The sequence below is a fragment of the Streptomyces sp. NPDC031365 genome (genome assembly GCF_055569765.1).
This window is the reverse complement of record NZ_JBVIIM010000001.1, coordinates 303,116-328,694: the sequence shown is the minus strand read 5'-3', so window position 1 is coordinate 328,694 and position 25,579 is coordinate 303,116. Positions and strand designations below refer to the sequence as shown.

The window sequence follows — 25,579 nt, the reverse complement described above, 5'->3', positions numbered from 1 at the left end:
TGCGCCCCGGACCCCCTTCGCGCAGTTCCCCGCGCCCCTTCGGGCACAACCCCGGACCGCGCCCACGCGGCGGAGCCGCACGACGGCACAGCGCCGCGCCTCCTTCGGGCACGGACCGCCGGGAAGGTCAGGCTCCTCGTGGGTAGCGGGCCAGCCACGCCGGGGAGGATCCCGCGGGTCCGTGGAGCGCGGGGCCCTGGGTCATCTCCATCGCGAAGTCGTCGGCGAGTTCCAGGATCGTGGGACGGCCCTCCAGCTCGGCCAGCCAGGCCGGCGGCAGGGCCGTCTCGCCGTGCAGGGCCCCGAGCAGCCCGCCGGTCAGGGCGCCGGCGGCGGCGCTGGGCCCGTCCTGGTTGACGGCGAGGCACAGCCCGTGCCGTACGTCCTCCCCCACCAGCGCGCAGTACACGGCGGCGGCGAGCAGACCTTCGGCGGTGGCGTTCCCGACCAGCTCCGTCACCCGCTCGGGACTGGGCATCCCCTGCCGTACCGCGCCCAGCGCGTGCTGGAGTGCGTCCGACACCGGCTGGTGTCCCGGCCGCGCGGCCAGCAGCGCGAGCGTGCGCTGGACCGCCGTGTCCAGGCTCTCGCCCCGGGCCAGCGCGTGCACGATCACGGCGTACCCGCCCGCCGCGAGGCAGGCGACCGGATGGCCGTGGGTCTGCGCCGCGCACTCCACGGCGAGCTGGGCGACGAGCTGCGGCTCCCAGCCGACGAGCAGTCCGAAGGGCGCGGACCGCACGGCGGCCTCCGGCCCTGCCCCACCGGGGTTCTTCGGCGCCTCGAGCGTCCCCATGGTCTCGTCCCCGAGCCCGAGCAGCAGCGTCCGGGCGGGGTCACGGCGGGCGTACAGCCACTCCTCCCGCGCCAGCCAGCCGTCGTCCTTGCGCCGCTCGTCGGGGCCCCAGTCCCGCTGGGTGGCGGCCCAGCGCAGATACGCGCGGTGCAGGTCGGTCGGCGGATGCCAGGCGCCGGTGTCGCGCCGCACCTGGGCGCGGATCAGGCCGTCCACGGTGAACAGGGTGAGCTGGGTGTGGTGGGTGACGGCACCGCGCCGCCCGTAGGCGGGGGTGAGTTCGGCGACGCCCTCCGCGCCGTGCGCCTCCCGGATCCCCTCGATCGCCATGCCGTCCACGGGCGCGCCCAGCGCGTCCCCGACGGCCACCCCGAGCATCGTCCCGCGCACCCGGCTGCGGAAGTCCTGCTGCTCAGGGCGCCCCCACACGGGCCCGGCAGTACCAGCCACCAAGACCTCCCGGGGACCGCCCGTACGTACGACGCCCAGCACTGTAGTCGAACGCGGACGGTCGGTTCAGAGGGCCGATCGGTATGCGGAATGTGACCCGAGTGATCGGATGTGGTCGATATCAACCGTCACGGTGGCGTACGACCGTGTCGCGCTGGGTGCGCGCCCAGGCGTAGGACGGGTCGATCTCCAGGGCACGGTCCAGGTCGGCCAGGGCTTCCCCGGACCGGCCGAGGCTGAAGCGGGAGACCCCCCGGCTCGCGTACGCCGACGCGTACCCGGGGTCGAGGGTGAGGGCGAGGTCGTAGGCGGCGAGGGCCTCCTCGTCCAGCCCGGCGGTGTGGAGCGCGTCGCCGCGTTCGCAGTGGGCCCACGGGGAGTCGGGGTCCAGGGCGACGGCCCGGTCGAGGTCGGCGAGCCGGCGTCCGGCGTCGCCCAGCTCGCGCCACACGCGGGCGCGGCGGATCAGCGCCCAGGGGTAGTCGGGCTTCAGCTCCAGCGCACGGTTCAGTGCGGTGAGCGACGCCTGCGGGTCGCCGTGGACGAGGCGGGTGGCCCCGAGGGAGGCCCAGGCGTACTCGTCGGCGGGGTTGAGGGCCACGGCCCGCTCCAGATCCACCGCCGCCTGTGCGTGGCGTCCGAGGACGCGCCCGTACTCGCCGCGCAGGGCACGTGTTCCGGCGTCGTCCGGGGTCAGCGTGAGTGCCCGGCCCAGCTCGGTGACGGCGGCCTCGTACTCGCTCCGGGCGGCGTGGGAGAGGGCGCGGTCGCGGTGGATCCGCGCCAGGAGGTGCGGGGGAAGTGTCACGTCCCAGTCGCCGGGTTCCCGGAGCCGTTCGTCGGGCTGCCACGTGTCCGGCCCGGGGGGCGGGGCGTCCCAGCGCGGCGGGTCGTGCGGGTCACCGGCGGGGACGGCCCGGGGCAGGGCGGTTCCCGGCGCGGTCGACGGTACGGGGGCGGTCGCGGCGAGCAGCTCCGTCAGGACCGCCCGGGTGCCGCCGGCCGCGAGCGCTCCCGACAGCTGCCGCCCCCACGAGGCCAGGCCCGGCACGTCGGCGTCCCGTCCGGCGTCCTCCAGGACCCCGACCCAGCGCGCCGCGGCGGCCTCCCCCTGGTCGCACGCCTCCACCAGGTCGTGCATCACCTCGGACAGCGCCTCCCGGTCCCGGGCGCACAGGCGGTGGTACAGCTCCGCCGTCCGCAGCTCCCACCACTCCTCGTCGGCCCACAGCCTCCCCGCGTCCCGTCCGGCCTCGGACTCCTCGCGCCACCGCCGGAAGACGTCCGCCAGCCGCCGCTGGCGTTCCGCCCAGCCGCGCGGGGAGCGGCCGCGCTGGAGCCGCAGCATCGGGGCGCGGACGACGTCGTGGTAGCGGAGCCGACCCCCGTGATCGTCGGCGAACGGCAGGCCGGCCACCCACGCGTACAGCTCGTCGAGCTGTTCCTCCTCGCAGGCGGCCACCTCGCGGAACACGTCCGCGTCCAGTCGGCGCGGCAGCGCGCCCGCGAGGGCGGCGGCCCTGCGGACCGGGTGCGGCTCCCACTTCAGGAACCGCTCCACGGCCGTGGCGCTGGGGTCGGCCACGTCGTCGGGACCGGTGGGGCCGGTTCCGGCGAGCATGGAGACGAGCACCGGCAGACCGCCGGTCAGCCGCAGCACCTCGGCGACGACCGGTTCCGCCGTGACGCCCCGGTCGGCGAGGAGCCCCCGCGACTCCGCCTCGGTGAAAGGCTGGAGCGGGAGGGTGGTCATGAAGTCCGCGAAGGCCCCCCAGCGGGCCGTGTCGACCGGACGCTGACCGGCGGTGACGACGACGACCGCGGCGGGGAAGGGCCCGTACCGTTCGCTGGTCATGACGTCGTGCAGCCACGCGTCGAGGAGGGGGCCGGTGCGCTCGTAGGTGTCGAAGAACAGGACGATCCAGGGGACGTCGGCGGCGGCACCGTTGAGCTCGTCCGCCAGTACCGGGGTGAGGACGCTCTCCGGGGAGAGCACCAGCTGTACGTCCTCGTACGTGCGGAAGCGGGCGCTGAGGCCGGTGCGCAGACGGTCGGCGCCCTGGGCGAGTCGGGTGGGGTCGAGGACCCCGGCGAAGGCACCGGCGCCCGGGATGAGTCCCAGCCCGGCCAGCCCGGCCCGCGCGACCGCCATGCTGCCGGCGGACGGGCCGCTGTCGGGTCCGGGTTCCAGCGCGGCGAGGGCGGCCAGCTCCGCCTCGTGGCGCCGCTCACGGTGTGCGGCCAGCAGCCGCTCCAGGTTCTTGAACCGGTGTCCCCGCGCGGCGAACTGGCGGCACATCACTTCCAGCGCCTCGGGGACGCCGCCCACGCTCTCGTCGACGTACGAGGTCAACGCGCCCTGCTCCCGGGCGATGTGCTCGAACTCCCTGAGCAGGCGGGTTTTTCCGACACCGGCGTTGCCGTGCACGTGGAACAGGAAACGGTGGCCCGCGTCCCCGGGCGGGATGTCGAAGTTCGCCCGGAAGGACTCGCGTTCGGCACTGCGGGCCACGAGTCCGGCGCGTCGGCGCTGCTGGACGATCTGCTGCATCGACAGCCGTGCCTGCGCCACGCGTACGTCCCCTCGTCCGTGTCCGACCGACCTCATTCTGGCTCACCCCGTACGGGATACGGGCCCCGGCAAAGGGAATTGAACCGCCATGACCTCCACGACACCACGCGGCGCGCTGTCCCTCGCCGCCACCCTCCTCACCGCCTCCGTCGCCCTGTACATGGCGCTGGTCTCCTTGGGGAACATCACGGACTTCGGGACGAACCAGGAGTTCGTACGGCATGTCCTCGCCATGGACACCACGTTCAAGGACGACGACCTGATGTGGCGCGCGATCACGAACGAGGGCGTGCAGGACGCCGCGTACGTCCTGATCATCGTCTGGGAGACGGCCGCCGCGCTGGTCCTCATGTACGGCACCTGGCTCTGGGCCCGCCACGACCACCCGCGCGCCCGCCGCTTCTCCACCTACGGTCTGCTGATGGTCATGCTCCTGTTCGGCGCCGGCTTCATGGCGATCGGCGGCGAGTGGTTCGCGATGTGGCAGTCGCAGGACTGGAACGGCCTGGACGCGGCCCTCCGCGTCTTCGTCCTCAGTGGCGTGGTTCTGCTGGTCGTCCACCTGCCGGGGACGCATACCGATCAGCGGGGCGCCCGCTGAGGGCCGCGGCGCCTCCCCACCATGACGTTATGGCATTCGCAATGCCATAATCGACCCATGGCTGACGACGACACCGCGTTCCCTCCCGGCGACGGCCCCAGCAGTGGCGTCTCCATCACCCTCACCGCGGGAACCCTGCACGCGATTCGTGAGCGGGTGGGCAAGCGGGGCGTCTCGGCGTATCTGGAGCGGGCTGCTCAACGGCAGATCGAACGGGACCGGTTGGACGAGTTGATCGCCGCTTTCGACGAGGTCCACGGGCCGGCGGACCCGGAGGCCGTCGCGGCCAAGCGTGCCCGGCTCACCGGTGAGGGCCCGGACGCGGGGGCCGCTGCGTGAGCGGAGCTCTGGTCCTGGACAGCGACGGCCTGGCCAAGGCCGTCCAGCGGGACCGTGCGGTGCACGAGTGGCTGACGGCTGCCCGGGAGGCGGATCTGCCGGTGATCACCTCGGCCTCGGCGCTGGTCGCGGTGATCCATCCGAGGATCAACGATGCCGCACTGCGATGGACCCTCTCGCGGCTGCGCGTGGAGCCGGTCACCCAGGCGCTCGCCCAGTCCGCTGCCACCCTGCTGCGTTCCGCCGGCCTGCACGGCCACAAGTACGCCATCGATGCCATGCTCTGTGCGACCGCCCTGCACTGCCCGGGCAGGGTGACCGTCCTGACCTCCGACGTGGAGGACATCGGCCTGCTCACGGCCGGGCATCCACGGGTGACGGCCGAGAAGGTCTGAGTTCGCGGCTACCCGACCACCCGTACCGTCGTGCCCGCCGCACCGAAGTCCCACAGGGCCCTGCCGTCTGCCTTGGTCACGCGGATGCCGCCGGTCTTCGCGTCCGGGGCCGCGGGCGGGGGCGAGGAGCCGTCGACCGCGTTGGAGAACGCCACGGAGATACCGGACTTGGCGGCGAAGTACACGATGTGCTCGACCTCCACGCCGTCGCTGCCGGTGGTGGCCTCCGTGCGGGTGCCGATCGTGTAGGAGCCGGGGTCCGGGGAGACCGTGCCCGGCCAGACCGTGAAGGAGCGGCGGGCGGCGTCGCTGGCGTCGACCAGCCAGACACGCTTCTGGCCGAGGGAGTAGACGATCCGGCGGCCCGTGCCCGAGTCGGCCGGCACCGCCACCGGTTTCTTCTTCTCCGGTGCGGCGGACGGCTTCGCGTCCGCCGTCGCCGACGTGCCCGGCCGGCTCGTGGCGGCGGTGGGCTTCGGGCCCTGGTCCGCCTGGACGGTCAGGACCGCCACCACGGCTATCGCGCCCGTGGTCAGCCCGGTCACCCAGGCCCACGAAGGAAGACGGGCAGACACCGGTACGCATCTCCTCAGCTACGGGTCCCGAACGCGCGTCGGATCATCCTACTGCCAGCGCCCGCCCTTCCCCGGCCGTCTCCCTCCGGGGGCCGCGCTCGCCCGGGGCTCCGGCCGATGCGGAAGTCGCACTGCTCCGGGGGCCTCGCTCCCGGGCCCCGCGCCACCGCACTCCCCGGGCCCCGCGCTCGCCCGGGGCTCCGGCCGATGCGGAAGTCGCACTGCTCCGGGGGCCTCGCTCCCGGGCCCCGCGCCACCGCACTCCCGGCCCGGCGCCACCGCACTCCCCGGGCCCCGCGCTCCCCGGGTCTTCTCTCAGTCCAGCACCGGCAGCAGCTCCGGCAGGTGGCCGTCCGACGTCTCCGCCGCGCGGCGGCGTTCCTCCGGGACCTCGCCGTACAGCGTGGTGCGGGGCCTCGACGGGCGCCCGGCCGCCTCCGCCACCGCTGTCAGATCCCTGACCGACTTGTAGGAGCCGTAGGACGAACCCGCCATCCGGGAGATGGTCTCCTCCATCAGCGTGCCGCCGAGGTCGTTCGCACCCGAGCGGAGCATCTCCGCCGCGCCCTCCGCGCCCAGTTTCACCCAGCTCGTCTGGATGTTCGGGATCCAGGGGTGCAGCAGCAGCCTCGCCATCGCCGTGACGGCGCGGTTGTCCCGGACCGTCGGGCCCGGGCGGGCGATGCCGGCCAGGTAGACCGGGGCGTTGGTGTGCACGAACGGAAGCGTCACGAACTCCGTGAAGCCGCCGGTCCGCTGCTGGATGCCCGCCAGGGTCCGCAGGTGCCCGAGCCAGTGGCGGGGCTGGTCGACATGGCCGTACATCATCGTCGAGGAGGAGCGGATACCCAGCTCGTGCGCCGTGGTCACCACCTCCGTCCAGGTCGCCGCGGGCAGTTTTCCCTTGGTCAGGATCCAGCGGACCTCGTCGTCGAGGATCTCCGCCGCCGTGCCGGGGATCGTGTCCAGGCCGGCTTCCTTCGCCGCCGTCAGCCACTCCCGGATCGACAGGCCGGTGCGGCTCGCGCCGTTCACCACTTCCATCGGGGAGAAGGCGTGCACATGCATGCCGGGGACGCGTTCCTTCACCGCCCGCGCGATGTCGAAGTACGCGGTGCCCGGCAGGTCGGGGTGGATCCCGCCCTGCATGCACACCTCCACCGCACCCACGTCCCACGCCTGCTGCGCCCGGTCGGCGACCTGGTCCAGGGACAGCGTGTACGCGTCGGCGTCCGTACGGCGCTGGGCGAAGGCGCAGAAGCGGCAGCCCGTGTAACAGACGTTGGTGAAGTTGATGTTGCGGGTCACGATGTAGGTGACCTCGTCGCCCACCGCCGACCGGCGCACGTCGTCCGCCACCCGGCACAGCGCGTCCAGTGCCGCACCGTCCGCGTGCAGCAGGGCGAGGGCCTCCGCGTCGGTCAGCCGCGTCGGGTCGTCGGCCGCCGTGCGCAGCGCCTCGCGCACATCGGTGTCGACGCGCTCCGGGACCATCCCGGGGGCGGCCGCCTCACGCAGGGCCTCCCAGTCGCCGTACACCTCGTCGAAGTCGTCACGGCGGTCGCCCGTACGGCCCTCGGTGTCGATAGTGCGGTGCAGATCGGTGCGGCCGGTCGCGGTGAACGCCTCGTCCGGCTCCTGCCAGGGCAGCCCCTCCGGGAGGGCGTCGGGACGTGCCAGACCGGTCTCCGGATCGGCGAGCGCGGCCACGTGCGGGCGCAGCCGGGGGTCCAGCCAGGGTTCGCCGCGCCGGACGAACTCCGGGTAGACGCAGAGGCGTTCACGCAGTTCGAAGCCGGCCGCCCGGGACGTCTCGGCCAGTTCCTCGATGCGCGGCCACGGGCGCTCGGGGTTGACGTGGTCGATGGTGAGCGGGGAGACCCCGCCCCAGTCGTCGATACCGGCCGCGATCAGCCTCCCGTACGCGGAGTCGACGAGGTTCGGCGGCGCCTGGAGGCAGGCGGAGGGGCCGAGGACGTGCCGGGCGACGGCGACCGTGGCGACCAGCTCGTCCAGTTCGGCGTCCGGCATGCCGCGCATCGCGGTGTCCGGCTTGGCGCGGAAGTTCTGGATGATCAGTTCCTGGATGCCGTGGTGGGCGCGGGAGACCTTGCGCAGCGCGAACAGTGACTCCGCGCGCTCCTCGTACGTCTCGCCGATGCCGATGAGGATCCCGGAGGTGAAGGGGACCGAGGAGCGGCCCGCGTCCTGGAGGACCCGCAGCCGTACGGCCGGTTCCTTGTCCGGGGAGCCGTGGTGGGGGCCGCCCGGCTCGGACCACAGACGGGTCGCGGTGGTCTCCAGCATCATGCCCATGGAGGGCGCCACCGGCTTCAGGCGCTGGAAGTCCGTCCAGGTCATGACGCCCGGGTTGAGGTGCGGGAGGAGTCCCGTCTCCTCCAGGATGCGGATCGAGATGGCACGGACGTACGCGATCGTGTCGTCGTAACCGTGCGCGTCGAGCCACTCACGCGCCTCCGGCCAGCGGTCCTCGGGCTTGTCGCCGAGGGTGATGAGGGCTTCCTTGCAGCCGGCCGCGGCCCCCTTGCGGGCGATGTCCAGCACCTCGTCCGGCGACATGAACATCCCGTGCCCGGCCCGGCGCAGCTTGCCGGGCACGGTGACGAACGTGCAGTAGTGGCACGTGTCCCGGCACAGCCGGGTCAGCGGGACGAAGACACTCTTCGAGTACGTGATGACGCCGGGCCGCCCCGCCGCCTCCAGCCCCGCGTCCCGGACCCTGGCGGCCGACGCCGAGAGGTCCTGCAGATGCTCACCGCGCGCCTGGAGCAGGACCGCCGCCTCGGCGGCGTCCAGGGAGACGCCGTCCCGGGCGCGTCTGAGGGCGCGGCGCAGGGAGTTCTCGGTCGGGCCGCCCGTTCCGGAGGTCGCGGAAGTCGTCATCCTGTGAGCATACGTTCGGGGTGATCAGAACCCCTGGCCGTCCACGAACGGCTGGTAGGCGTCCAGCGCCCGCAGCACCTCCGCCTCCCCCGCCGCCGGGAGCTGCACCACGGTCTCCTCGATGCCCAGCTCGGCGAAGTGGGCCAGCTTGCCGGCGCTGGGAAGGACGGCGTACGGCACGACCTGCAGGGCTTCCGGGTCCCGGCCCGCGTCGGCCCAGGCCGTGCGCAGCAGCGGCAGCGACTCCGTCAGCCCCCGCCCGCCGATCGGCAGCCAGCCGTCGGCGTACTCGCAGATGTGCGCCAGCAGCTTCGGCCCGGCCGCCCCGCCGACCAGCGTGCGCGGACCGACCACGGGACCGCGCGGCTTCTGCACCGGCTTGGGGTGCGCGGAGCTCGCCCTTACGCTCGCGAACCGCCCCTCGTAGGCGGTCGGTTCCTCCGACCACAGGGCCCGCATCAGCCCCATGCGGTCGCGTACCAGGTCACGCCGGGTACGCCACTCCACCCCGTGGTCGGCGGCCTCCTCGACGTTCCAGCCGAAGCCGAGCCCCAGCGTGAACCGGCCGCCGGAGAGATGGTCCAGGGTCGCGATCTGCTTGGCCAGGTCGATCGGGTCGTGCTGCGCGGCGAGCGTGATGCCGGTGCCGAGCCCCAGCCGCTCGGTGACGGCGGCGGCCTGCCCGAGCGCGACGAAGGGGTCGAGGGTGCGGCCGTACTCCCGCGGCAGCTCCCCGCCCGCCGGGTAGGGGCTGGTCCGCTCGACGGGGATGTGCGTGTGCTCCGGCAGGTACAGCCCGGCGAACCCGCGCTGCTCCAGCTCTCGGGCGAGCCGGACCGGGGTGATCGTCTCGTCGGTGAGGAAGATCGTGACGGCGATACGCATGAGCGGCCTTTCGTACGCGGACGATCACCCATCAATACCCGGACACACCCCGCCTGTCCATACCGACCGGTCGGCACCGGACAGGCGTCCTCCTGCACGCACTGCCGACTCCCCTGCCTCCCGCGACAGTTCACCGTCCGATACGGAGGTCGCCCCACCACCACCCCGCAGGGACCCTCACCCCGGACCCGGCCGCCTTCACCGGCCCGGTCCTCCCGGGCCGCCGGTAGGCTCGACGCACGATGACTTCTCGTGCCGCACGCAAGTACCGGACCGCCACCGCCTTTCAGCGCCGGATCAATCCCGTCCTGCGCCGGCTGCCGCTCCAGACGGTTCTGGAGACCACGGGCCGGGTCTCCGGTCTGCCACGCCGCACTCCGGTGGGCGGGCGACGGGTGGGCGACTCCTTCTGGCTGGTGTCGGAGTTCGGCGAACGGTCGCAGTACGTCCGCAACATCAGGGCGGACGCCCGGGTGCGGGTGCGCGTCCGGGGCCGCTGGCACACCGGCACCGCCCATCTCCTGCCCGACGACGACCCCGCCGCCCGGCTGCGCCTCCTGCCCCGTCTCAACAGCGCCGCCGTACGGGCCTTCGGAGCGGAACTGCTCACGGTGCGGGTGGATCTGGACGACTGAGGACGAAGATGTGTGGGCTCGGTGGTGGCCGGCCGCTCCCCGTGTGATCGGTGTCTCGCAAGGCTGACGCAGTCGTCATGAGAAGGCAAACTGGCGTAGTTGCTCAGGATGCATGAGGGGGACTGCATGGACGGTGTGCCGCGGGGACCGGAGCAGCGGCGCCCCGGCTCCTCGACGGAGCTCGCGGCGCTGCGCTTCAGCATGCTCGGTCCGGTGCGCGCCTGGCGGGACGACGAGCCGGTCTCCACCGGAAGCCCTCAGCAGCGCGCCCTCCTCGCGGCCCTGCTGCTGCGCGAGGGCCGTACCGCCACCGCGGCCGAGCTGATCGACGCCCTGTGGGGCGAGGCGCCGCCGTCCCAGGCGCTGGCGGCCGTGCGCACCTACGCCTCCCGGCTGCGGAAGGTGCTGGACCCCGGGATCCTGGTCAGCGAGTCCGGTGGCTACGCGGTGCGCGGGCTCGGCGAGGGGGCGCTGGACCTCGCGGTGGCGCAGGAGTTGGCGACGGAGGCGGAGAAGGCGCGTGGCGCCCGGGACCTGGGTCACGCGCGGGACGTACTGAACCGCGCCCTGTCCCTGTGGGACGGCGAGACACTGGCCGGGGTACCGGGCCCGTACGCGGAGACCCAGCGGGTCCGCCTGGAGGAATGGCGGCTGCAACTCCTCGAAACGCGCCTGGACCTGGATCTGGAGCAGGGCTGCCACGCGGAGGCGGTCTCGGAGCTGACCGCTCTGACGGCGGCGCATCCGCTGCGGGAGCGGCTGCGCGAGTTGCTGATGCTGGCGCTGTACCGCAGCGGCCGCCAGGCGGAGGCCCTCGCGGTGTACGCCGACACGCGCCGCCTGCTCGCCGACGAGCTCGGCGTGGACCCGCGCCCCGGCCTGCAGGACCTTCAGCACCGCATCCTCCGGGCCGATCCGAACCTGGCGGAACCCTCCGCCCCCACGGCGGAACCGGTGGCCGTCCCCGTCCGCCCGGCCCAGCTCCCGGCGACGGTGCCGGACTTCACGGGCCGCGCGTCCTTCGTGAGGGAGCTGAGCGAGGTGCTGGGCTCGGCCTCCGGCTCCGAGGGCCGGGTGATGGCGGTGTCGGCGCTCGCCGGGATCGGTGGCGTGGGCAAGACGACCCTCGCGGTCCACGTGGCCCACCAGGCCCGCACGGCCTTCCCCGACGGCCAGCTGTACGTCGACCTCCAGGGTGCCGGAGGGCGTGCGGCCGAGCCGGTGACGGTCCTGGGCTCCTTCCTGCGCGCCCTCGGCACGACGGACTCGGCGATCCCGGACTCCCTGGAGGAACGGGCGGCGCTGTACCGCTCCGTCCTGGACGGCCGCAGGGTCCTGCTCATGCTGGACAACGCGCGCGACGCGGCGCAGGTACGCCCCCTGCTCCCCGGCACGCCGGGCTGCGCGGCCCTGGTGACCTCCCGCGTCCGGATGGTGGACCTGGCCGGCGCGCATCTGGTCGACCTGGACGTGATGTCACCGGAGGAGGCACTGGCGCTCTTCACGAAGATCGTGGGCGAGGAACGGGTCGGGTCGGAGCGCGAAGCCGCCCTGGACGTGGTGGCGGCGTGCGGCTTCCTGCCGCTGGCCATCAGGATCGCGGCGTCCCGCCTGGCGGCCCGGCGCACGTGGACCGTGTCGGTCCTGGCGGCCAAACTGGCCGACGAACGCCGCCGCCTGGACGAACTCCAGGCGGGCGACCTGGCGGTCAAGGCGACGTTCGAGCTGGGCTACGGCCAGCTGGAACCCGCCCAGGCCCGGGCCTTCCGTCTGCTGGGCCTGGCGGACGGCCCGGACATCTCGCTCGCGGCGGCGGCGGCGGTACTGGACATGCCGCCGGAGAACACGGAGGACCTCCTGGAGTCGCTGGTCGACACGTCCCTGCTGGAGTCGGCGGCACCGGGCCGCTACCGCTTCCACGACCTGGTCCGGCTCTACGCGCGTGCGTGCGCGGAACGGGACGAACAGCCGGCCGGCGAACGGGAGGCGGCACTCTCACGGCTGCTGGACTTCTACCTGGCCACGGCGGCGGGGGTGTACGCGATCGAGCGGCCGGGAGACCGGACCGTGGATCACCTGGAGTCCACTGGGCATCCGGGAAAGGAGTTCAGCGACGACGTCAACGCGCTGGACTGGCTCCACTCCGAGTCCGCCTGCATCCTGGCATGCGTCCGGCAGTCCCTGAGGCCGGGCGCGTTGCGGCGTGGTGTCGATCTCCTGGTCGCTTCGAAGGACCTGGCGGAATCCGGGGCGAGTTCACTCGGCTACGAGGCGGCCGCGTTCGCCGCGAGGGATGCCACGGCAGCAGCCGGAGACGCTCACGCGGAAGCACGCGCGCGCACGACGCTGGCCCAGGTCCTCAGCAGGGCCGGGCGCTTCGACGAGGCGGGTGCGGAGGCCGACATCGCCATCGAACTCGGGATCCGGACCGGGGACCCCTGGACGCGGGGCAACGCCCACAACGAGCAGGGCATCATCGCCAACTGCAAGAACCAGCGCGCCGTCAGTGAGGCCCACCTCCTCGAAGCCATCAGGGCCTTCCGGTCCGACGGCAACCGGCCCGGTGAAGCGAGCGCGCTCTGCAACCTCTCGCGTGTCCTGGTGTCGGTGGGCCGCACCACCTCGGCAATCGATCTGGTGCGCCAGGGAATCACGATCTACGACGAGCTCGGGCTGACCTTCCGCCTGGCCAACGCCAGGTACGCCCTGGGCATCGCGCTCAGCCACGCGGCGCGTCAGACCGAGGCCTTGGACGAACTGTCCAGCGCGCTGCGGACCTTCGTGGAGAACCGGCAGCGTCTGTGGGAAGGAGCCACTCACTTCCGCATCGCCCAGGTCCACCTCTCGGCCCGCCGGCCGGCTCAGGCGGCACAGCACGCCGAACTGGCGCTGACCACGGGAAGCATCGGCGGGGACTGGATGCGAGCCAACATCCTCACGCTTCTGGGACGCTCGCTCAGCGCTCTCGGTCAGGCTGATCGTGCGCGTGCGTGCTGGCGTGACGCTCTGACCATCCACGAGAAGTCCGAGGCACCCGAAGCGGACGAACTGCGGATGCTGCTCCGACCCGTTGAGGCCGCGTGAGCCGGCCAGGACGTTCATCGAACGTTTATGGGCGGCTGCCACTCTCATGACATCGATCCATCGCGTCGGGGGGCAGATGGGTCGCCGGGGGTTCGCCTGGGGGGGTGAACGACCCCGCAACGCCTGTTCGGCGACCTGAGGGGGAGTCGCCGAACAGGCCTCATCTGTCCGTCTCTCCGTCAATTCCATGGGGGATTTCAGCTATGAGCAACACCGGCAACAGCAACGCAGAAGCCGAGAACGACGCCATCACGACGCTCGACAGCCACATGCCGGCCCCGCCGAAGGACGGCACGGCCACCACTCAGGACAGCCACATGCCGGCCCCGCCGAAGGACGACGCGATCACCACCCTCGACAGCCACATGCCGGCCCCGCCCGCCCTGGACCTCGACGGCGGCAGGTAGCCGTCCTTCCGCACGGGGATCGGCCGCGGCGGCGCGGAGGGGGAGCCGTCGCGGCCGACGTGCGTCCGCACGGTTCCGCAACGGCACGCGACGTTGGTCGAGCGGGTGCTCGAGGGGAGCGGCGCGCGGACGTCATCAGGGGGCGCCCGACGGTCCTCCCCGGACCGCTCCTGACCGGCCGGTACGCCCGTGCCGCCGTACGGGAGCCGGCGGCACGACGGACGAGAGGGCGGGACCGCCGCGGGCACGGCCCGCGTGGTACCCGCACGCGGCTCGAAGCAGTCCCGGGCCGGGGCCGGGCGACGGGCCGTCCCCGGGCGCCGGAGTTTCCCTCCGGGCGTCGGGCCGTCGGGGCGTCGGGCCCTCCGGCCGTCCGGGCGGCCCGACGGTTACCGGTGGGCCTGACGGTTACCGGTGGGCCCGACGGTCACCGGTGGGCCCCGGTCGGATCAGCGCACGGCCGGGGCGTACGCGTCGGGGGCACAGTCGGCGACCCGGCGCACGACCGCACGGTCCCCCACGCTCACCCGGGCCGTCGCCGTTCCGCCGGCCGGCACATCGACGTCCTGGGACCGGGAGACGAGTTCCCCGCCCGCCCTGTCCTCGAAGACGACCGTGACCGTGAAGACCCCGGCGACCGCGTTGGGGTTGGTGACCTCGACCGTGGCGTACGGTGTCTTCACCGAGGCGCAGCTCACCGGTTCCACCGTGGCATCACGCCGGGACACCGAGGCGTCGCCGCCGCTCCCGCCGCTGCCCGAGGTGTCGTAGTCGTCGTCATCGTCGTAGTCCCGGTGGGAGCCTCCCCCGGAGCCCGCCGACGAGTCGTGGTTCTGGGACGAACTGCTGCAGCCGCCCCCTCCCCCGTCGCCGCTGCTGCCTCCGTGGCCGCGGCCGGTCGAGAAACCGGTGAGGGCGAGGACGACGAGTGCCGAGACGGCCGTGAGCCTGAGTGTGTTCCCCCGTTGCTGCATGCCCGTCAGGATAGCGATGCCTGTGTCACGAGCATGTCACTGTCCGTCAACCGTCGCGTACCCGGCTGTCCCGCACCGCCCGCCTACGTCGTACGGGCCGTCCCCGTCCCCTTCTCCGCGTCCAGCGCGTACACGCAGCGGTCCTTGCTGCACGCGTACACCACGCCGTCCCGGACCACCGGTGAGCCGGTGATCTCGCCGCCGGTCGCGAGCTTCCATCTCAGACGGCCGTCGTCGGCCTTGAGGGTGTACAGCAGGTGGTCGCTGGAGCCGAAGTGGATACGGCCCTCGGCGACCGCGGGGGCGCCCACGATCTCGCCGCCCGACTGGAAGCGCCACTTGGGTGTGCCGGTGACCGCGTCCAGGGTGTACAGGCCCTTGCCGCTGCCCACGTGGACGTGGCCGGCGGCGACCAGGACCGGTTCGGCCGAGGCGCGGGACTCGGTGGCGATGCGCCAGCGGTCACGGCCGTCGGTGGCGTCGAGGGCGTAGACCGTGCCGAGGTAGTCGGCGAGGTAGACCCCGCCGCCGGTCACCGCCGGGCCCGGGACGAAGGCGGGCGGGCAGAGGAAGACCGCCGGGGCCTCGAAGTGCCAGCGGACGTGACCGCCGGTGACCTCGATGGCGAGGACGCGGGTGCCGGCGGAGACGTAGACGTAGCCGTCGGGGGCGTGGGTGAGGCGGACCGGGACTCCGCCGCAGGAGGCCGCGTCGCCGATGGGGTACGACCAGCGCTCGTCGCCGGTGCGGGCGTCGAGGGCGCGCAGGCGGGCGTCCTGCCAGACGTAGACGGTGCCGTCGTGGACGGACGGTCCGGCCTCCGGGGACTCGAAGTCGGTCTGGCAGCCGGTGACCTCCCACAGCTTCTGGCCGGTGGCCGCCTCCCAGGCCTGGACGCCACCGCCGCGCGTGCCGGTGACGACGGTGCCGCGGTCGGCCTGGAGCGAGTACACCCAGGCCTCTGTGGACAGCCGCCACAGATCGCCGCCCTCGCGGGCGTCGAGGGCGAAGAGGGTGGGGCCGTCGGAGGCGTGGATACGGCCGTCGGCGACCGCCATCGACCACGCGACGTCCCGGGTCTTGAAGCGGCGCCGGCCGGTGGCGACATCGAGGGCGTGCACCTCGAAGGAGGTGACGTAGACGAGGTCGCCGTCGACGGCCGGAGTGCCCCAGACGTCGTTGGACATGCGGAAGCGCCACGGGCGCCAGCCGCCGGGGGGCTCCGGTGCGGCGGTGGGCGCCGGTACGGCCGGGTCGGCGCCGTTGACGCCGGGGCGGGGCTTGGACCAGGTGGCGGCGAGGGCGGCCTCCGGCGGGGGTGCCTTGACGGCGGCCGCGCGTGTGTGGGCGACGCGCGGGCCGGGGCCGATGGGGACCACCGCGCCCGCCAGCCGCACGGGACCGGTGTCGGGTGCGCCCACCGGGACGCCCACGGCCGGACCGGCGTGCGCACCCGCGTGTCCGCCGCCGTGGCCGCCGGCATGCGCCCCCGCGTGCGCGCCCACCGGGGCCGGCCTGGACGGGGGCGGCGGGACGACGGGGTCGTGCGGGGGCGGGGGCGGTACGTGGTGACGGGCGCCGCCGGCACTGCGGCCGGATCCGTGCGGGGGCCTGGGCACCGGGCGGCCGCCCCGGCGGGTCTCGATCAGGCTCACCGCCCGCTCGGGCAGCCAGGCCGACGCCGTACCGCTGTCGTCGGAGCCGGAGCCGAAGAGGTGCGGGGCGAGCTGCGCCTGGAGGTCGGCGGGGTTGGGCCGGGCCGTGGCCTCCATCTGCATGCACGCCTCGATGAGCGGGCGCAGCTCGTCCGGGAGGCCGTCGAGGTCCGGGCCCTCGCGCAGCAGCATGAAGACGGTCTCGACGGGGTTGGCGCCGTGGAAGGGCGGGTGACCGGTGGCGGCGAAGACGAGCATCGAGCCCAGCGAGAAGACATCGCTCGCGCCGGTGACGCTGCGGGAGTCCTTGGCCTGCTCCGGGGACATGTAGGCGGGGGTGCCGACGGCGACGTTCGTCATCGTCAGCCGGGTGTTCGAGACGCCGGACGCGATACCGAAGTCGATCACCCGGGGGCCGTCCTCGACGACGAGGACGTTGGACGGCTTGAGGTCGCGGTGGACGAGCCCGGCGCCGTGGATCGACTGGAGCGCCTCCGCGACGCCCGCCGCGAGCCAGCGCACCGCCTGGGCCGGCATCGGCCCGCACTCGTTCACTATCTCCTCGAGGGAGGGCGCGGGAACGTAGGCGGTGGCCAGCCACGGCACCGCGGCGCGCGGATCGGCGTCCACCACGGCAGCCGTGTAGAAACCGGAGACCGCGCGGGCCGCCTCCACCTCGCGCGTGAAGCGGACCCGGAACAGCTGGTCCTCGGCCAGCTCCGTGCGGACCGTCTTGATCGCCACGCGCCGGCCGGACGCCGAGCGCGCGAGATAGACCAGCCCCATGCCGCCGGCTCCCAGCCGTCCCAGCACCTCGAACGGCCCGATACGCCGCGGATCGTGCTGCGTCAGCTGATCCACCACTTGCCTGCCACCTCCCCGTACGAGTCGCGCCACCGCCTGTGCGCGACCGTAGTGCAGCGTCTCACCACCCCACCTCCGTGGCGGCACGCACCCCGATTCTTCCTGTCCGGACCCTCGGTTGCGAACCGGCCGACAAATCGGGTGTCCAGGTTTACATATGACACCGGGGACGGAAACGGCTCAGCGGTACAGCAGCGCGAAGGACGCCCCCTGATTGTCGGTGACCACGGCCGCCACGCCGTAGGACGTCTCGAAGGGCGGGACCTGGAGACGCCCGCCGAGCCGGGCCACCTCCGCCAGAGCCGCCTCGAGGTCCTCGACGGCGAAGTGCACGAGGAAGTGGGGCGGCATCTCGGCGTGGAAGACGTCGGAGACCGGTGCGCGGCCGAAGTCGGGGTCGGCGTCCGGGCCGAACAGGGCGTCGTGGAAGAGATCGCCGTAGAAGGCGTTGGCGGTCCCGGTGTCCCGCGTGTACAGCTGCACCCAGGCGAAGGTGCCCGGCTCGTGCCGACGGCCGAAGCCGGGGGTCCGCGCACCCTGCCAGAGGGAGAAAACGGCGCCCTCGGGGTCGGTGACGAGCGCGGTGGAGCCCAGGTCGCCGAAGGGCAGCGGCGGGGAGACGATCTGCCCGCCGCCCGCGCGGATCCGCCCGCACAGCGCCTCGGCGTCGGGGGTGGCGAAGGAGACCGTCCACACGGTGGGCAGCCGGCCGTCCGTCTTGTGCGCGAGGGAGGCCACGGGCTCCCCTTCCTTCAGCGCCCGGACGGTTTCCCGGAGCTGCTCCTCGAAGGTCCACCCGAAGAGCTCACCGTAGAACCTCTTGCCCGCCGCCACGTCGGGAAGCTGCGCGTCCACCCAGCACGGGGTGCCCTCCGTGTACTCCGATGCCCTGTTTTCGGCCATACCGCCAAACTAGTCGCGCCGCCCGCACCCCGCAGACCAGGCACACCAGCGTCCGCGCGGTCGCGCACCCCATTTGCAGTCGGCCGAATCGCGCTCCCCCCACCCGTCGGTAAGCTGACGGCATGACAGGACAAGTGCGTACCGTCGACGGCCGCGTGGCCGGCCGGCGTGGGCAGGCGACCCGGCAGAAGCTGCTCGACTGCCTCAGCGAGATGCTCAGCTCCTCCCCCTACCGGGATGTCAAAGTCATCGATGTCGCCCGCCGCGCGGGGACTTCGCCGGCCACGTTCTACCAGTACTTCCCGGACGTCGAGGGCGCCGTTCTGGAGCTCGCCGACGAAATGGCCGCCGCAAGCGGCGGGTTGACCGAGCTGGTGGAGGGCCGGTCATGGGCCGGGCGGGCCGGGTGGCAGACGGCACAGGAACTCGTCGACGGCTTCCTGGAGTTCTGGCGGAGGAACGAGGCGATCCTGCGGGTCGTGGATCTCGGCGCCGCCGAGGGCGACAAACGTTTCTACAAGATCCGTATGAAGATCCTGAACTCGGTGAACACCTCACTGGCCGACTCCGTCGCCGAGTTGCAGTCCAAGGGGCGGATCGACAAGGACGTGAACCCGGGGGCGGTCGCCGGCTCCCTGGTGGCCATGCTCGCAGCCGTGGCCTCGCACCAGAAAGGTTTCTCCTCCTGGGGTGTGAAGCAGGCCGAACTCAAGCCCAACCTCGCCCTGCTGGTGCACCTGGGGGTCACCGGCAGGAAGCCGACGAGGTAGCCGACCAGCTGAATCCACCCCGCGCTATCCCGCGAGTCCTGTCATCCAGGCGGCGTTTCACTCCGGTGGACCGCCGCCTGTCGCGTGGTACGCGGCGAACCGGTTCCCCGGGATGGGGACCGGACGTACGGAGGAACACATCCCCGCGCGGCCGGTGTTGTCACCGGGGAGCCCGGCCGCACGCCGAGCAGGTACCCCGGCACACACGTCGCAGGAGGAACCCGGAATGGCCCTGACTCGCGAAGAGCGTGAACAGTTCCTGGCCGAACCCCATGTCGCCGCGCTCGCGGTCGACGCCGGGGACGGCCGCGCCCCGCTGACCGTGCCGATCTGGTACCAGTACGCGCCCGGCGGCGACGTATGGATCATGACCGGCCTCGACTCGCGCAAGAACCGGCTGATCGGCGCGGCGGGGCGGTTCTCGCTCCTGGTGGACCGCCTCGAGCCCACCATCCGTTACGTCTCCGTCGAGGGCCCCGTCGTCGACACCACCCCGGCCACCATCGAGCGGCTCCGGGAGATCTCCGCCCGCTACCTTCCGGCCGACAAGGTCGAGGGATACGTCGACTTCGCCTGGAAGGACCACGGCGAGCAGGTCATCGTGCGGATGCGGCCGGAGCGGTGGGTCTCCTCGGACCTCGGGTCGGTGTGAGCGAGCGGGCCGGACGCCCGACAATCGGGGCATGGAACCCGATCTTCACGAGCTGCTGAGGTCACTGCGGGTGTGGGACCCGGCGGTCACCGCGCTGCCGCCGCTCAACCCGGACGCCGCGCCCGCCGCACCGCTGCCGCTGTTCGCGCGGTGGCTGGCCCAGGCGGCGGCGGCCGGGCAGGCCGAGCCGCACACGATGTCACTGGCCACGGCGGACGCGGAGGGCCTGCCCGACGTACGGACAGTGATGCTGCACGGCGCGGACGACGACGGCTGGTCCTTCGCGACCCACGCGCACAGCCGCAAGGGCGGCCAGCTCGCCGGCCGCCCGTATGCCGCGCTGGCCTTCTACTGGCCGGTGCTGGGCCGTCAGGTACGGGTGCGCGGGCCCGTCTCGGCCGCCCCTCCCGAGGAGGCGCAGGCGGATCTGCACGCCCGTTCCACGGGGGCGCTGGCGGCCGCACTGACCGGCAGGCAGAGCGGGGTGCTCGGATCGGCGCGGGAGCTGGCCCGGGCCTCGGAGGAGGCGTGGGAGCGGGCTCGGCGGAAGCCGGAGACGCCGGCGCCGTCCTGGACGTTGTACCGCCTGCGGCCGGACGAGGTGGAGTTCTTCCAGGGCGACGCCCGGCGCCGGCACACCCGGCTGCGTTACCGCCGGGAGGCCGAGGAGTGGGTCAGGGAGTTGCTGTGGCCGTGAGGCCGGGAGGGTCCGGATCCGTGGCCAGGCGGGCGTGCCCATGGGCGTCGCGGAAGGCGTCGTGGCGGCCCGCGGCGAAGACCGCCCCGCGCAGGGTCCCCTCGTGGCGGAACCCGCACCGCTCGGCGATCCGGCAGGACGCCTCGTGCCCGACGACATGGTCCAGCCCCAACCGGTGCAGGGCGAGTTCGGTGAACGCCCAGTGGGCGGTGAGGAGCAGCGCCCGGGTGGCGACGCCCCGCCCACGTGCCTCGGGGAGCACCCAGTAGCCGACCGTGCCGCGCCGCAGCACCGGGTGGATCTCGTTGACGCCGATGTGGCCCAGCACGGTGCCGGTGGCGGCGTCGGCGATCCGGAAGGACGCGGCCGTGCCCTCCGCGTCGCGCTGCGCGCCCCGGCGCAGCGACTCCCGGGCACCGTCACCATCGGTGATCGGCCGGAACGGAGTGTTCCAGCGCCGGAACTCCGGGTCCGTGAGGCCGCGCAACCACACCTCCACGTCGGCCCGGGACTCCGGGTCCCAGGCGCGCAGGTGCAGACCGTGGCCGCGGACCTCGGGGAGAGACCGGGGCGGGATGTGTTCGGGTGAGGAGGACATGAGGGCATTCAAGCGCGTGATCCCCACAGTCGTGATCGATCCGCAACCAATTCCGGCCTTGACCGAGACCCATCAACCATGAGCGGGATTACGCTCGCGCTCATGACCGACTCCTCCGCCCCCTCCCCGTCCGCGCAGCCCACCGCGCCGAACCCGGCGGACCGTCCCGTCTATGTCATAGGCGGCGGACCGGGCGGGCTCTCCGCCGCGTACGCCCTGCGCTCCCGGGGGATACGGGCCGTCGTCCTGGAGCGGTCCGACCGCGTGGGCGACTCGTGGCGGCGCCACTACGACCGGCTGCGCCTGCACACCACCCGGCGGCTGTCCGCCCTGCCCGGGCTGCCGATGCCGCGCCGGTTCGGGCGGTGGCCGGCCCGGGACGACGTGGTCCGGTACCTGGAGAAGTACGCCGAGCACCACCGTCTGGAGATCGTCACCGGAGTCGAGGTCTCACGGATCGAGCGCACCCCGGACGGCACCGGCTGGCTGCTGCACGCCACCGGGGGCCGGGAACTGACGGGGGCGGCGGTCGTCGTCGCCACGGGCTACAACCACACCCCGCGCGTCCCGGACTGGCCCGGGCGGGACACCTACACCGGCGAGTTCCTGCACGCCTCCGCGTACCGCGAGCCGAAGCCCTTCGCCGGCCGGGACGTGCTCGTCGTGGGCGTCGGCAACACGGGGGCCGAGATCGCCGTGGACCTGGCGGAGGGGGGCGCCTCCCGGGTGCGGCTCGCGGTGCGCACCCCGCCGCACATCGTGCGCCGCTCGACCGCGGGCTGGCCCGCGCAGTACTCGGGGGTCCTGGTACGGCGGCTGCCGGTCGGCCTCGTCGACCGGCTGTGCCGGGTGCAGGCGCGGGTGGCACTGCCGGACCTGTCGGGCCAGGGCCTGCCGCGGCCCGACTCCGGTCTCTACAGCCGGGTGCTGGAGGGGGCCATCCCGGTGCAGGATGTCGGGCTGGTCGACGCCGTGCGCACGGGGGCGGTGGAGATCGTGGCCGCGGTGGAGGGGTTCGAGGAGGGCGAGGCCGTCCTCGCCGACGGGGACCGCATCGGCCCGGACGCGGTCATCGCGGCGACCGGTTACACCCGCGGTCTGGAGACGCTGGTCGGCGGCCTCGACGTCCTCGACGAGCGCGGCAGACCGGTCGTTCACGGTCCCCGCACCGCGCCCCATGCCCCTGGGCTCCACTTCACGGGCTACACCAACCCGATCAGCGGCAACCTCCGCGAACTGGCCCTGGACGCGCAGCGCACGGCGAAGGCGATCGCCCGCACGGGGGGAGCCTCCCGCCTCCCCACCACCTGATCCGGAGTGGGGGTGGGCGGGGACCCGGCCCGGCGATTGCGAGGTGGGGTGCCTCCCTCACTCGCGGCTGCGCGAGCCGTCGCCTGCCATGAACATGCGATCAACGTTGCAGCCACCCGAGCCACGCTTGCCGTGTTCTGGCGTGACGGAGGGAAGGTCTTCACCGCCGATGGTGGGGAAGTCCACCAGGACGACCCTGACGACCCGATGCGCACGGCCATGCGACAGGTCAACGGCGTGTCTGCCGAACTCGATCGGCGCATGGTGGTCAAGCGTCTCCGGGAGGAGCGTAAGGCCAAGGCAGCATCCGGACGGAAGGCCGTCGGGGCCTACGCCTACGACTTCCACGGGGAGGGAGAGGGGCGAGAGCGCGACGCGGCACACAACCCCGCGGAGCAGGCCGCACAGGCCCGCATACTCGAACTGAGGGCGGAGGGATGAGCTACCGGGCCATCGGCGCGCAGCTCGACACCGAGGGCCTGCCCCCGCGCAGAGCCGCCAAGTGGAGCGCCATGACGGTTCGTTCTGTCCGCCATAAGGCCGGGATGTGGAGCGACAGGCACACAGCCGCGCGGTCAGGCCGCCAAGGCTCGGACGAGCATCGTGCCCACGGCCCTGCCCTCTGGCGGGTCGATCAGAGACACGCGCACGTCAGAGAAGCCGTGCCCCGTCAGGATGCACCCCCACTCATCCGGGGTGCGGTCGTGCCGCAGTCCGGCTTTGGCAGGCTTCGGTCCCTGACTGGCTGGAGGCAAATGCGAGAAGGCCAGGATGCCGCCCGGTGCCATACGCGAGCGGATCAGCGGGAGCAGGGTGTCAGGATCGACGAACCACACGGCACCAAAGATCGAGAGCACGACATCGAACGTCTCGCCCGTCTCGTTCAAGAACGCCGTCGCCTCCGCCGTACGGAACTCAAGGCCCGGCAGATTGCCCCAGCGCTCCCGCGCGACTGTCTCGCGGGCTGGAGCAATGTCTACCCCTTGACCTGTCGCGCCAAGCGTCACGAGGTGCGCGAGGTTACTACCGCTCCCCGACCCGAGTTCCAGCACCCGCCGTCCGGCGACGGGACCCAGAACGCTCTCGTTCGGCCCGTGATCGGCGTACTGGGTCCAGTTCAGCCAGGTCGTATCACCCTTGGCGTTCACGGTCCTGCGTGGCTTGCTCCCGACCGCGTACCTGTCCCAGGACTCAGCCATTGACATGCGGTGATCCTTTCCGGCAGGAGGGGCCCACCCCTCAACGTACGGGGATGGGCCCCAGCTCACATGCTGCTCATTACTACTTGGGCGAGTCGTGACACCCGGCGTGGCACTGGTTGCAGTCGGCCACGTCCTCCATGCCCCACAGGTCGGGGTCGATCTCGAACCCGGCCGCCTTGATGGCCTTGATCGTCTGTTCCAGGACGAGCGGGCCGCCGGTTTTGAGGTCGTGGCCGTCCAGCGTCGCCTCGTCGTCGCTGACGCGCTGGACACCAACTGCCGTCCCCGGACGTTCCGGCACGTGGTGGATGTACCGGCCGAAGTGCCGGCGCCGACACGGTGATCATCCCGGCCTCCTACGAACTCGGACCGGTCTACGAGCGCGGTGAGCTCACCGGCGAACTGGCCGCCGCCCTGGCCCTGATCCGGCCGGGCACGCGGATCGCGTCCATCTGCACCGGCGTCTACGTCCTTGCCGCCGCCGGGCACCTCGACGGGCGCACCGCGACCACGCACTGGGCCGACGCCGAGCGCCTCCAGCGGCTCTTCCCCCCGGGTCCGGGTGGATCCGGACGTGTTGTTCATCGACGACGGCGACATCCTGACCTCGGCAGGCGTCGCGGCCGGCATCGACCTGTGCCTGCACATGGTGCGGCGCGACCACGGCGCGGCCGTCGCCAACGACGTGGCCCGGCGCACGGTCGTACCGCCGCACCGGTACGGCGGGCAGGCCCAGTACATCCGGCGGCCGGTGCCCGACCCGCAGCAGGCGTCGACCAGCGGGGCCCGCGCATGGGCGCTGGGCCGGCTGCACGAGCCGATCCAACTGCGGGACATGGCCGCGCGGGAGGCGATGTCGGTACGTACCTTCACCCGCCGCTTCCGGGAGGAGACCGGGGTCAGCCCCGGCCAGTGGCTGACCCAGCAGCGGGTGGAGCGGGCCCGGCACCTGCTGGAGTCCACGGGTCTGGCCGTGGACCAGGTGGCGCGCGACGCCGGTTTCGGTACGGCCCAGTCGATGCGGCAGCACCTCCAGGCGGCTCTCGGGGTCACGCCCACCGCGTACCGGCGGACCTTCCGGGCCGGCGGGCGGCACGAGGGGGCGGCCGTGTCCGTCGCCGGGTGAACGAAAAGTTGTTCACAGCCTGTGGAAAACTTTGGTGATTCCGCCACCGCTGCGGTGCGGTGGGGTCATCGGGCGCGGTGCGGCGCTCTCCGCCCCGAGCCCGGCAGCGCCGCACCGCTCTCCGGTTCGGCGCTCCCTCACGGGTCCCCCTCGGCCCGGGGGGAACCGACGCCGAACCACGACCCACACTCGTCGAGGGCCCCCGTCGTCGGACCCTCGCCGTCCCCTCGCGGCGAATCGCTGACGACCAGCGTGATCACACCGTCACAGCACGTCAATACCGGTTCGGGCGAAAGGCAACCGGCGCCGCTTCATGCCTGGTCAGAGGATCAGCGCACGGAAGCACACCCGGCGCATCGGCCCGCACACCGGCCCGTACGGCCGGCCCACCGTGCGCCAGTGCCCCTCCAAGGAGCGGGGAGCCGTTCGGCAGGGGCGCGGGAGCCTCGCGACCGGCACGGGGAACCGCGCGACCTGCACGGGGAACCGCGCGACCGGACGCGCACGGTCCGCACCCGCGCCACGCGCGCTCACCCGGTCCCGCGCGACGCGGAACGCCGCCGCATCCGCCTCCGTTGAGGCGCGGAGCACGCCGGCGGCCGCCCGGGCCGGAGCCGGGTCGGACGTGAACACGCGCACCCACGTTCACCGGTGGAGGTGCTCGGTCACACCACTTCGTACGCCAGCCCCTCGTACGTCGCCGCCGCGGCACCCCCGCCACAGGGCCGCTCGGCCCCGGACTCCTGCGCACAGCGGTCCAGTTCGCACCAGATGCGCTTGCCGGCGCCCTCGGCGCTCCAGCCCCAGCGGTCGGCCAGACCGTCCACGAGGGCGAGTCCGCGTCCGCCGGTCGACTCGCCGTCCACACAGCGCGGCACCGGCGCCCGGTCGCTGCGATCGGCCACCTCCAGGCGGACGATGGCCTCCTCGGCCGCCTCTGCGCCCGGCAGGGACAGCCGCAGCACCGCGGGACACCCGGTGTGCACCACGGCGTTGGTGACCAGCTCCGAGACGAGCAGGATCAGCGTCTCCGCCAGCGGTTCGTCGGCCTCTATGGCGGACCCGGCCAGCCGAGAGCGGGCCCACCGCCGCGCCCGCCCCACCTCAGCGGGGTCGGGCCGGATTTCCAGCTGCACTTGAAGCACCTGCACCGCTCACACCATCCGAACCGGCGGACACTTGGA

General features: G+C 73.1%; 23 protein-coding genes and 1 pseudogene. 12 read left to right on the top strand and 12 right to left on the bottom strand.

The annotated features are described in order from the left end of the window. Positions 1 to 127 precede the first annotated feature (127 nt). Together ACZ5C2_RS01550 and ACZ5C2_RS01545 are read right to left on the bottom strand one after the other, a co-directional pair. On the bottom strand, positions 128 to 1,246 hold the full coding sequence (locus ACZ5C2_RS01550) for an ADP-ribosylglycohydrolase family protein (protein WP_468785352.1): 1,119 nt from the start codon (positions 1,244 to 1,246) through the stop codon (positions 128 to 130). A gap of 121 nt (positions 1,247 to 1,367) precedes the next feature. After that, entirely contained in the window at positions 1,368 to 3,797 is a 2,430-nt protein-coding gene (locus ACZ5C2_RS01545) for a tetratricopeptide repeat protein (protein WP_468785762.1), read from the bottom strand. Between the two features lie 109 nt (positions 3,798 to 3,906). Between ACZ5C2_RS01545 and ACZ5C2_RS01540 the strand changes: the two genes are divergently transcribed. From ACZ5C2_RS01540 to ACZ5C2_RS01530, 3 genes are read left to right on the top strand one after another with little or no spacing between them, the layout of a single operon-like run. After that, on the top strand, positions 3,907 to 4,419 hold the full coding sequence (locus ACZ5C2_RS01540; protein WP_468785350.1) for a DUF2165 domain-containing protein: 513 nt from the start codon (positions 3,907 to 3,909) through the stop codon (positions 4,417 to 4,419). Positions 4,420 to 4,476: 57 nt separating this feature from the next. After that, complete coding sequence (locus tag ACZ5C2_RS01535) at positions 4,477 to 4,758, top strand: hypothetical protein (RefSeq protein WP_468785348.1); 282 nt, start codon at positions 4,477 to 4,479, stop codon at positions 4,756 to 4,758. Beyond that, the gene (locus ACZ5C2_RS01530; RefSeq protein WP_468785346.1) at positions 4,755 to 5,153 is read left to right on the top strand and encodes a DNA-binding protein; all 399 of its coding nucleotides are present in this window, start codon (positions 4,755 to 4,757) and stop codon (positions 5,151 to 5,153) included. Before ACZ5C2_RS01535 ends, ACZ5C2_RS01530 begins: the two co-directional genes overlap by 4 nt. An 8-nt stretch (positions 5,154 to 5,161) precedes the next feature. Here ACZ5C2_RS01530 and ACZ5C2_RS01525 read toward each other — a convergent pair whose 3' ends face one another. The 3 genes from ACZ5C2_RS01525 to ACZ5C2_RS01515 all read right to left on the bottom strand — a co-directional run bounded on the left by ACZ5C2_RS01525 (position 5,162) and on the right by ACZ5C2_RS01515 (position 9,517). Next, positions 5,162 to 5,728 (bottom strand): hypothetical protein, encoded by a 567-nt coding sequence (locus tag ACZ5C2_RS01525; RefSeq protein ID WP_468785343.1) that lies wholly within the window; start codon positions 5,726 to 5,728, stop codon positions 5,162 to 5,164. 315 nt (positions 5,729 to 6,043) lie between these two features. Continuing rightward, positions 6,044 to 8,632: a bifunctional FO biosynthesis protein CofGH gene (locus ACZ5C2_RS01520; RefSeq protein WP_468785341.1), complete on the bottom strand. Its 2,589-nt coding sequence runs from the start codon at positions 8,630 to 8,632 to the stop codon at positions 6,044 to 6,046. A gap of 24 nt (positions 8,633 to 8,656) precedes the next feature. Next, complete coding sequence (locus tag ACZ5C2_RS01515; protein ID WP_468785339.1) at positions 8,657 to 9,517, bottom strand: LLM class F420-dependent oxidoreductase; 861 nt, start codon at positions 9,515 to 9,517, stop codon at positions 8,657 to 8,659. A 242-nt stretch (positions 9,518 to 9,759) separates the two neighbouring features. On the opposite strand from ACZ5C2_RS01515, the gene ACZ5C2_RS01510 reads away from it, so the two are divergent. From ACZ5C2_RS01510 to afsS, 3 genes are all read left to right on the top strand, one after another. Beyond that, positions 9,760 to 10,152, top strand: coding sequence for a nitroreductase/quinone reductase family protein (locus ACZ5C2_RS01510; protein ID WP_468785337.1), 393 nt, complete (start codon positions 9,760 to 9,762; stop codon positions 10,150 to 10,152). A gap of 126 nt (positions 10,153 to 10,278) precedes the next feature. Continuing rightward, entirely contained in the window at positions 10,279 to 13,236 is a 2,958-nt protein-coding gene (gene afsR, locus ACZ5C2_RS01505; protein ID WP_468785335.1) for an SARP-family global regulator AfsR, read from the top strand. Positions 13,237 to 13,439: 203 nt separating this feature from the next. Continuing rightward, positions 13,440 to 13,643 (top strand): regulatory protein AfsS, encoded by a 204-nt coding sequence (afsS, locus tag ACZ5C2_RS01500; protein WP_468785333.1) that lies wholly within the window; start codon positions 13,440 to 13,442, stop codon positions 13,641 to 13,643. Positions 13,644 to 14,092: 449 nt separating this feature from the next. Here the strand turns inward: afsS and ACZ5C2_RS01495 are convergent, their stop codons facing one another. The 3 genes from ACZ5C2_RS01495 to kbpA all read right to left on the bottom strand — a co-directional run bounded on the left by ACZ5C2_RS01495 (position 14,093) and on the right by kbpA (position 18,039). Continuing rightward, positions 14,093 to 14,617, bottom strand: coding sequence for a hypothetical protein (locus tag ACZ5C2_RS01495; protein ID WP_468785331.1), 525 nt, complete (start codon positions 14,615 to 14,617; stop codon positions 14,093 to 14,095). Positions 14,618 to 14,700: 83 nt separating this feature from the next. After that, positions 14,701 to 17,136 (bottom strand): protein serine/threonine kinase AfsK, encoded by a 2,436-nt coding sequence (gene afsK, locus ACZ5C2_RS01490; RefSeq protein ID WP_468785329.1) that lies wholly within the window; start codon positions 17,134 to 17,136, stop codon positions 14,701 to 14,703. A 180-nt stretch (positions 17,137 to 17,316) separates the two neighbouring features. Further along, the gene (gene kbpA, locus ACZ5C2_RS01485) at positions 17,317 to 18,039 is read right to left on the bottom strand and encodes an AfsK-binding protein KbpA (protein ID WP_468785327.1); all 723 of its coding nucleotides are present in this window, start codon (positions 18,037 to 18,039) and stop codon (positions 17,317 to 17,319) included. A gap of 134 nt (positions 18,040 to 18,173) precedes the next feature. On the opposite strand from kbpA, the gene ACZ5C2_RS01480 reads away from it, so the two are divergent. The 3 genes from ACZ5C2_RS01480 to ACZ5C2_RS01470 all read left to right on the top strand — a co-directional run bounded on the left by ACZ5C2_RS01480 (position 18,174) and on the right by ACZ5C2_RS01470 (position 20,158). Further along, positions 18,174 to 18,809 (top strand): TetR/AcrR family transcriptional regulator, encoded by a 636-nt coding sequence (locus tag ACZ5C2_RS01480; RefSeq protein ID WP_468785760.1) that lies wholly within the window; start codon positions 18,174 to 18,176, stop codon positions 18,807 to 18,809. A gap of 226 nt (positions 18,810 to 19,035) precedes the next feature. Next, positions 19,036 to 19,461 (top strand): pyridoxamine 5'-phosphate oxidase family protein, encoded by a 426-nt coding sequence (locus tag ACZ5C2_RS01475; RefSeq protein WP_468785325.1) that lies wholly within the window; start codon positions 19,036 to 19,038, stop codon positions 19,459 to 19,461. Positions 19,462 to 19,492: 31 nt separating this feature from the next. Next, the gene (locus tag ACZ5C2_RS01470; RefSeq protein ID WP_468785323.1) at positions 19,493 to 20,158 is read left to right on the top strand and encodes a pyridoxine/pyridoxamine 5'-phosphate oxidase; all 666 of its coding nucleotides are present in this window, start codon (positions 19,493 to 19,495) and stop codon (positions 20,156 to 20,158) included. On the opposite strand, the gene ACZ5C2_RS01465 is transcribed toward ACZ5C2_RS01470, so the two are convergent. Further along, positions 20,136 to 20,756, bottom strand: a complete 621-nt coding sequence (locus ACZ5C2_RS01465; RefSeq protein ID WP_468785321.1) for a GNAT family N-acetyltransferase — start codon at positions 20,754 to 20,756, stop codon at positions 20,136 to 20,138. The genes ACZ5C2_RS01470 and ACZ5C2_RS01465 overlap by 23 nt on opposite strands. A gap of 102 nt (positions 20,757 to 20,858) precedes the next feature. On the opposite strand from ACZ5C2_RS01465, the gene ACZ5C2_RS01460 reads away from it, so the two are divergent. Continuing rightward, on the top strand, positions 20,859 to 22,067 hold the full coding sequence (locus ACZ5C2_RS01460; RefSeq protein WP_468785319.1) for a flavin-containing monooxygenase: 1,209 nt from the start codon (positions 20,859 to 20,861) through the stop codon (positions 22,065 to 22,067). Between the two features lie 132 nt (positions 22,068 to 22,199). Continuing rightward, positions 22,200 to 22,508 carry a hypothetical protein gene (locus ACZ5C2_RS01455; RefSeq protein WP_468785317.1) on the top strand — a complete coding sequence of 103 codons (309 nt, stop codon included), beginning with the start codon at positions 22,200 to 22,202 and terminating at the stop codon, positions 22,506 to 22,508. Between the two features lie 134 nt (positions 22,509 to 22,642). Here the strand turns inward: ACZ5C2_RS01455 and ACZ5C2_RS01450 are convergent, their stop codons facing one another. Both ACZ5C2_RS01450 and ACZ5C2_RS01445 read right to left on the bottom strand, forming a co-directional pair. Next, positions 22,643 to 23,215 (bottom strand): class I SAM-dependent methyltransferase, encoded by a 573-nt coding sequence (locus tag ACZ5C2_RS01450; RefSeq protein WP_468785315.1) that lies wholly within the window; start codon positions 23,213 to 23,215, stop codon positions 22,643 to 22,645. 133 nt (positions 23,216 to 23,348) lie between these two features. Then, positions 23,349 to 23,570 carry a hypothetical protein gene (locus ACZ5C2_RS01445; protein WP_468785313.1) on the bottom strand — a complete coding sequence of 74 codons (222 nt, stop codon included), beginning with the start codon at positions 23,568 to 23,570 and terminating at the stop codon, positions 23,349 to 23,351. A gap of 23 nt (positions 23,571 to 23,593) precedes the next feature. Between ACZ5C2_RS01445 and ACZ5C2_RS01440 the strand changes: the two are divergent. Then, positions 23,594 to 24,395 (top strand): annotated as a pseudogene (locus ACZ5C2_RS01440) (GlxA family transcriptional regulator); the annotation flags it as partial. A gap of 665 nt (positions 24,396 to 25,060) precedes the next feature. Here the strand turns inward: ACZ5C2_RS01440 and ACZ5C2_RS01435 are convergent. After that, positions 25,061 to 25,531 (bottom strand): ATP-binding protein, encoded by a 471-nt coding sequence (locus tag ACZ5C2_RS01435; protein ID WP_468785311.1) that lies wholly within the window; start codon positions 25,529 to 25,531, stop codon positions 25,061 to 25,063. Positions 25,532 to 25,579 lie beyond the last annotated feature (48 nt).

Bases quoted from the DNA above. Each gene is read 5' to 3' on its own strand.
- ACZ5C2_RS01540 (WP_468785350.1), top strand. From the start codon at position 3,907: ATGACCTCCACGACACCACGCGGCGCGCTGTCCCTCGCCGCCACCCTC.
- ACZ5C2_RS01460 (WP_468785319.1), top strand. From the start codon at position 20,859: ATGACCGACTCCTCCGCCCCCTCCCCGTCCGCGCAGCCCACCGCGCCG.
- ACZ5C2_RS01465 (WP_468785321.1), bottom strand. From the start codon at position 20,756: ATGTCCTCCTCACCCGAACACATCCCGCCCCGGTCTCTCCCCGAGGTC.
- ACZ5C2_RS01515 (WP_468785339.1), bottom strand. From the start codon at position 9,517: ATGCGTATCGCCGTCACGATCTTCCTCACCGACGAGACGATCACCCCG.
- ACZ5C2_RS01535 (WP_468785348.1), top strand. From the start codon at position 4,477: ATGGCTGACGACGACACCGCGTTCCCTCCCGGCGACGGCCCCAGCAGT.
- afsR (WP_468785335.1), top strand. From the start codon at position 10,279: ATGGACGGTGTGCCGCGGGGACCGGAGCAGCGGCGCCCCGGCTCCTCG.
- afsS (WP_468785333.1), top strand. From the start codon at position 13,440: ATGAGCAACACCGGCAACAGCAACGCAGAAGCCGAGAACGACGCCATC.
- kbpA (WP_468785327.1), bottom strand. From the start codon at position 18,039: ATGGCCGAAAACAGGGCATCGGAGTACACGGAGGGCACCCCGTGCTGG.
- ACZ5C2_RS01545 (WP_468785762.1), bottom strand. From the start codon at position 3,797: ATGCAGCAGATCGTCCAGCAGCGCCGACGCGCCGGACTCGTGGCCCGC.
- ACZ5C2_RS01470 (WP_468785323.1), top strand. From the start codon at position 19,493: ATGGAACCCGATCTTCACGAGCTGCTGAGGTCACTGCGGGTGTGGGAC.
- ACZ5C2_RS01475 (WP_468785325.1), top strand. From the start codon at position 19,036: ATGGCCCTGACTCGCGAAGAGCGTGAACAGTTCCTGGCCGAACCCCAT.
- ACZ5C2_RS01510 (WP_468785337.1), top strand. From the start codon at position 9,760: ATGACTTCTCGTGCCGCACGCAAGTACCGGACCGCCACCGCCTTTCAG.
- ACZ5C2_RS01495 (WP_468785331.1), bottom strand. From the start codon at position 14,617: ATGCAGCAACGGGGGAACACACTCAGGCTCACGGCCGTCTCGGCACTC.
- ACZ5C2_RS01520 (WP_468785341.1), bottom strand. From the start codon at position 8,632: ATGACGACTTCCGCGACCTCCGGAACGGGCGGCCCGACCGAGAACTCC.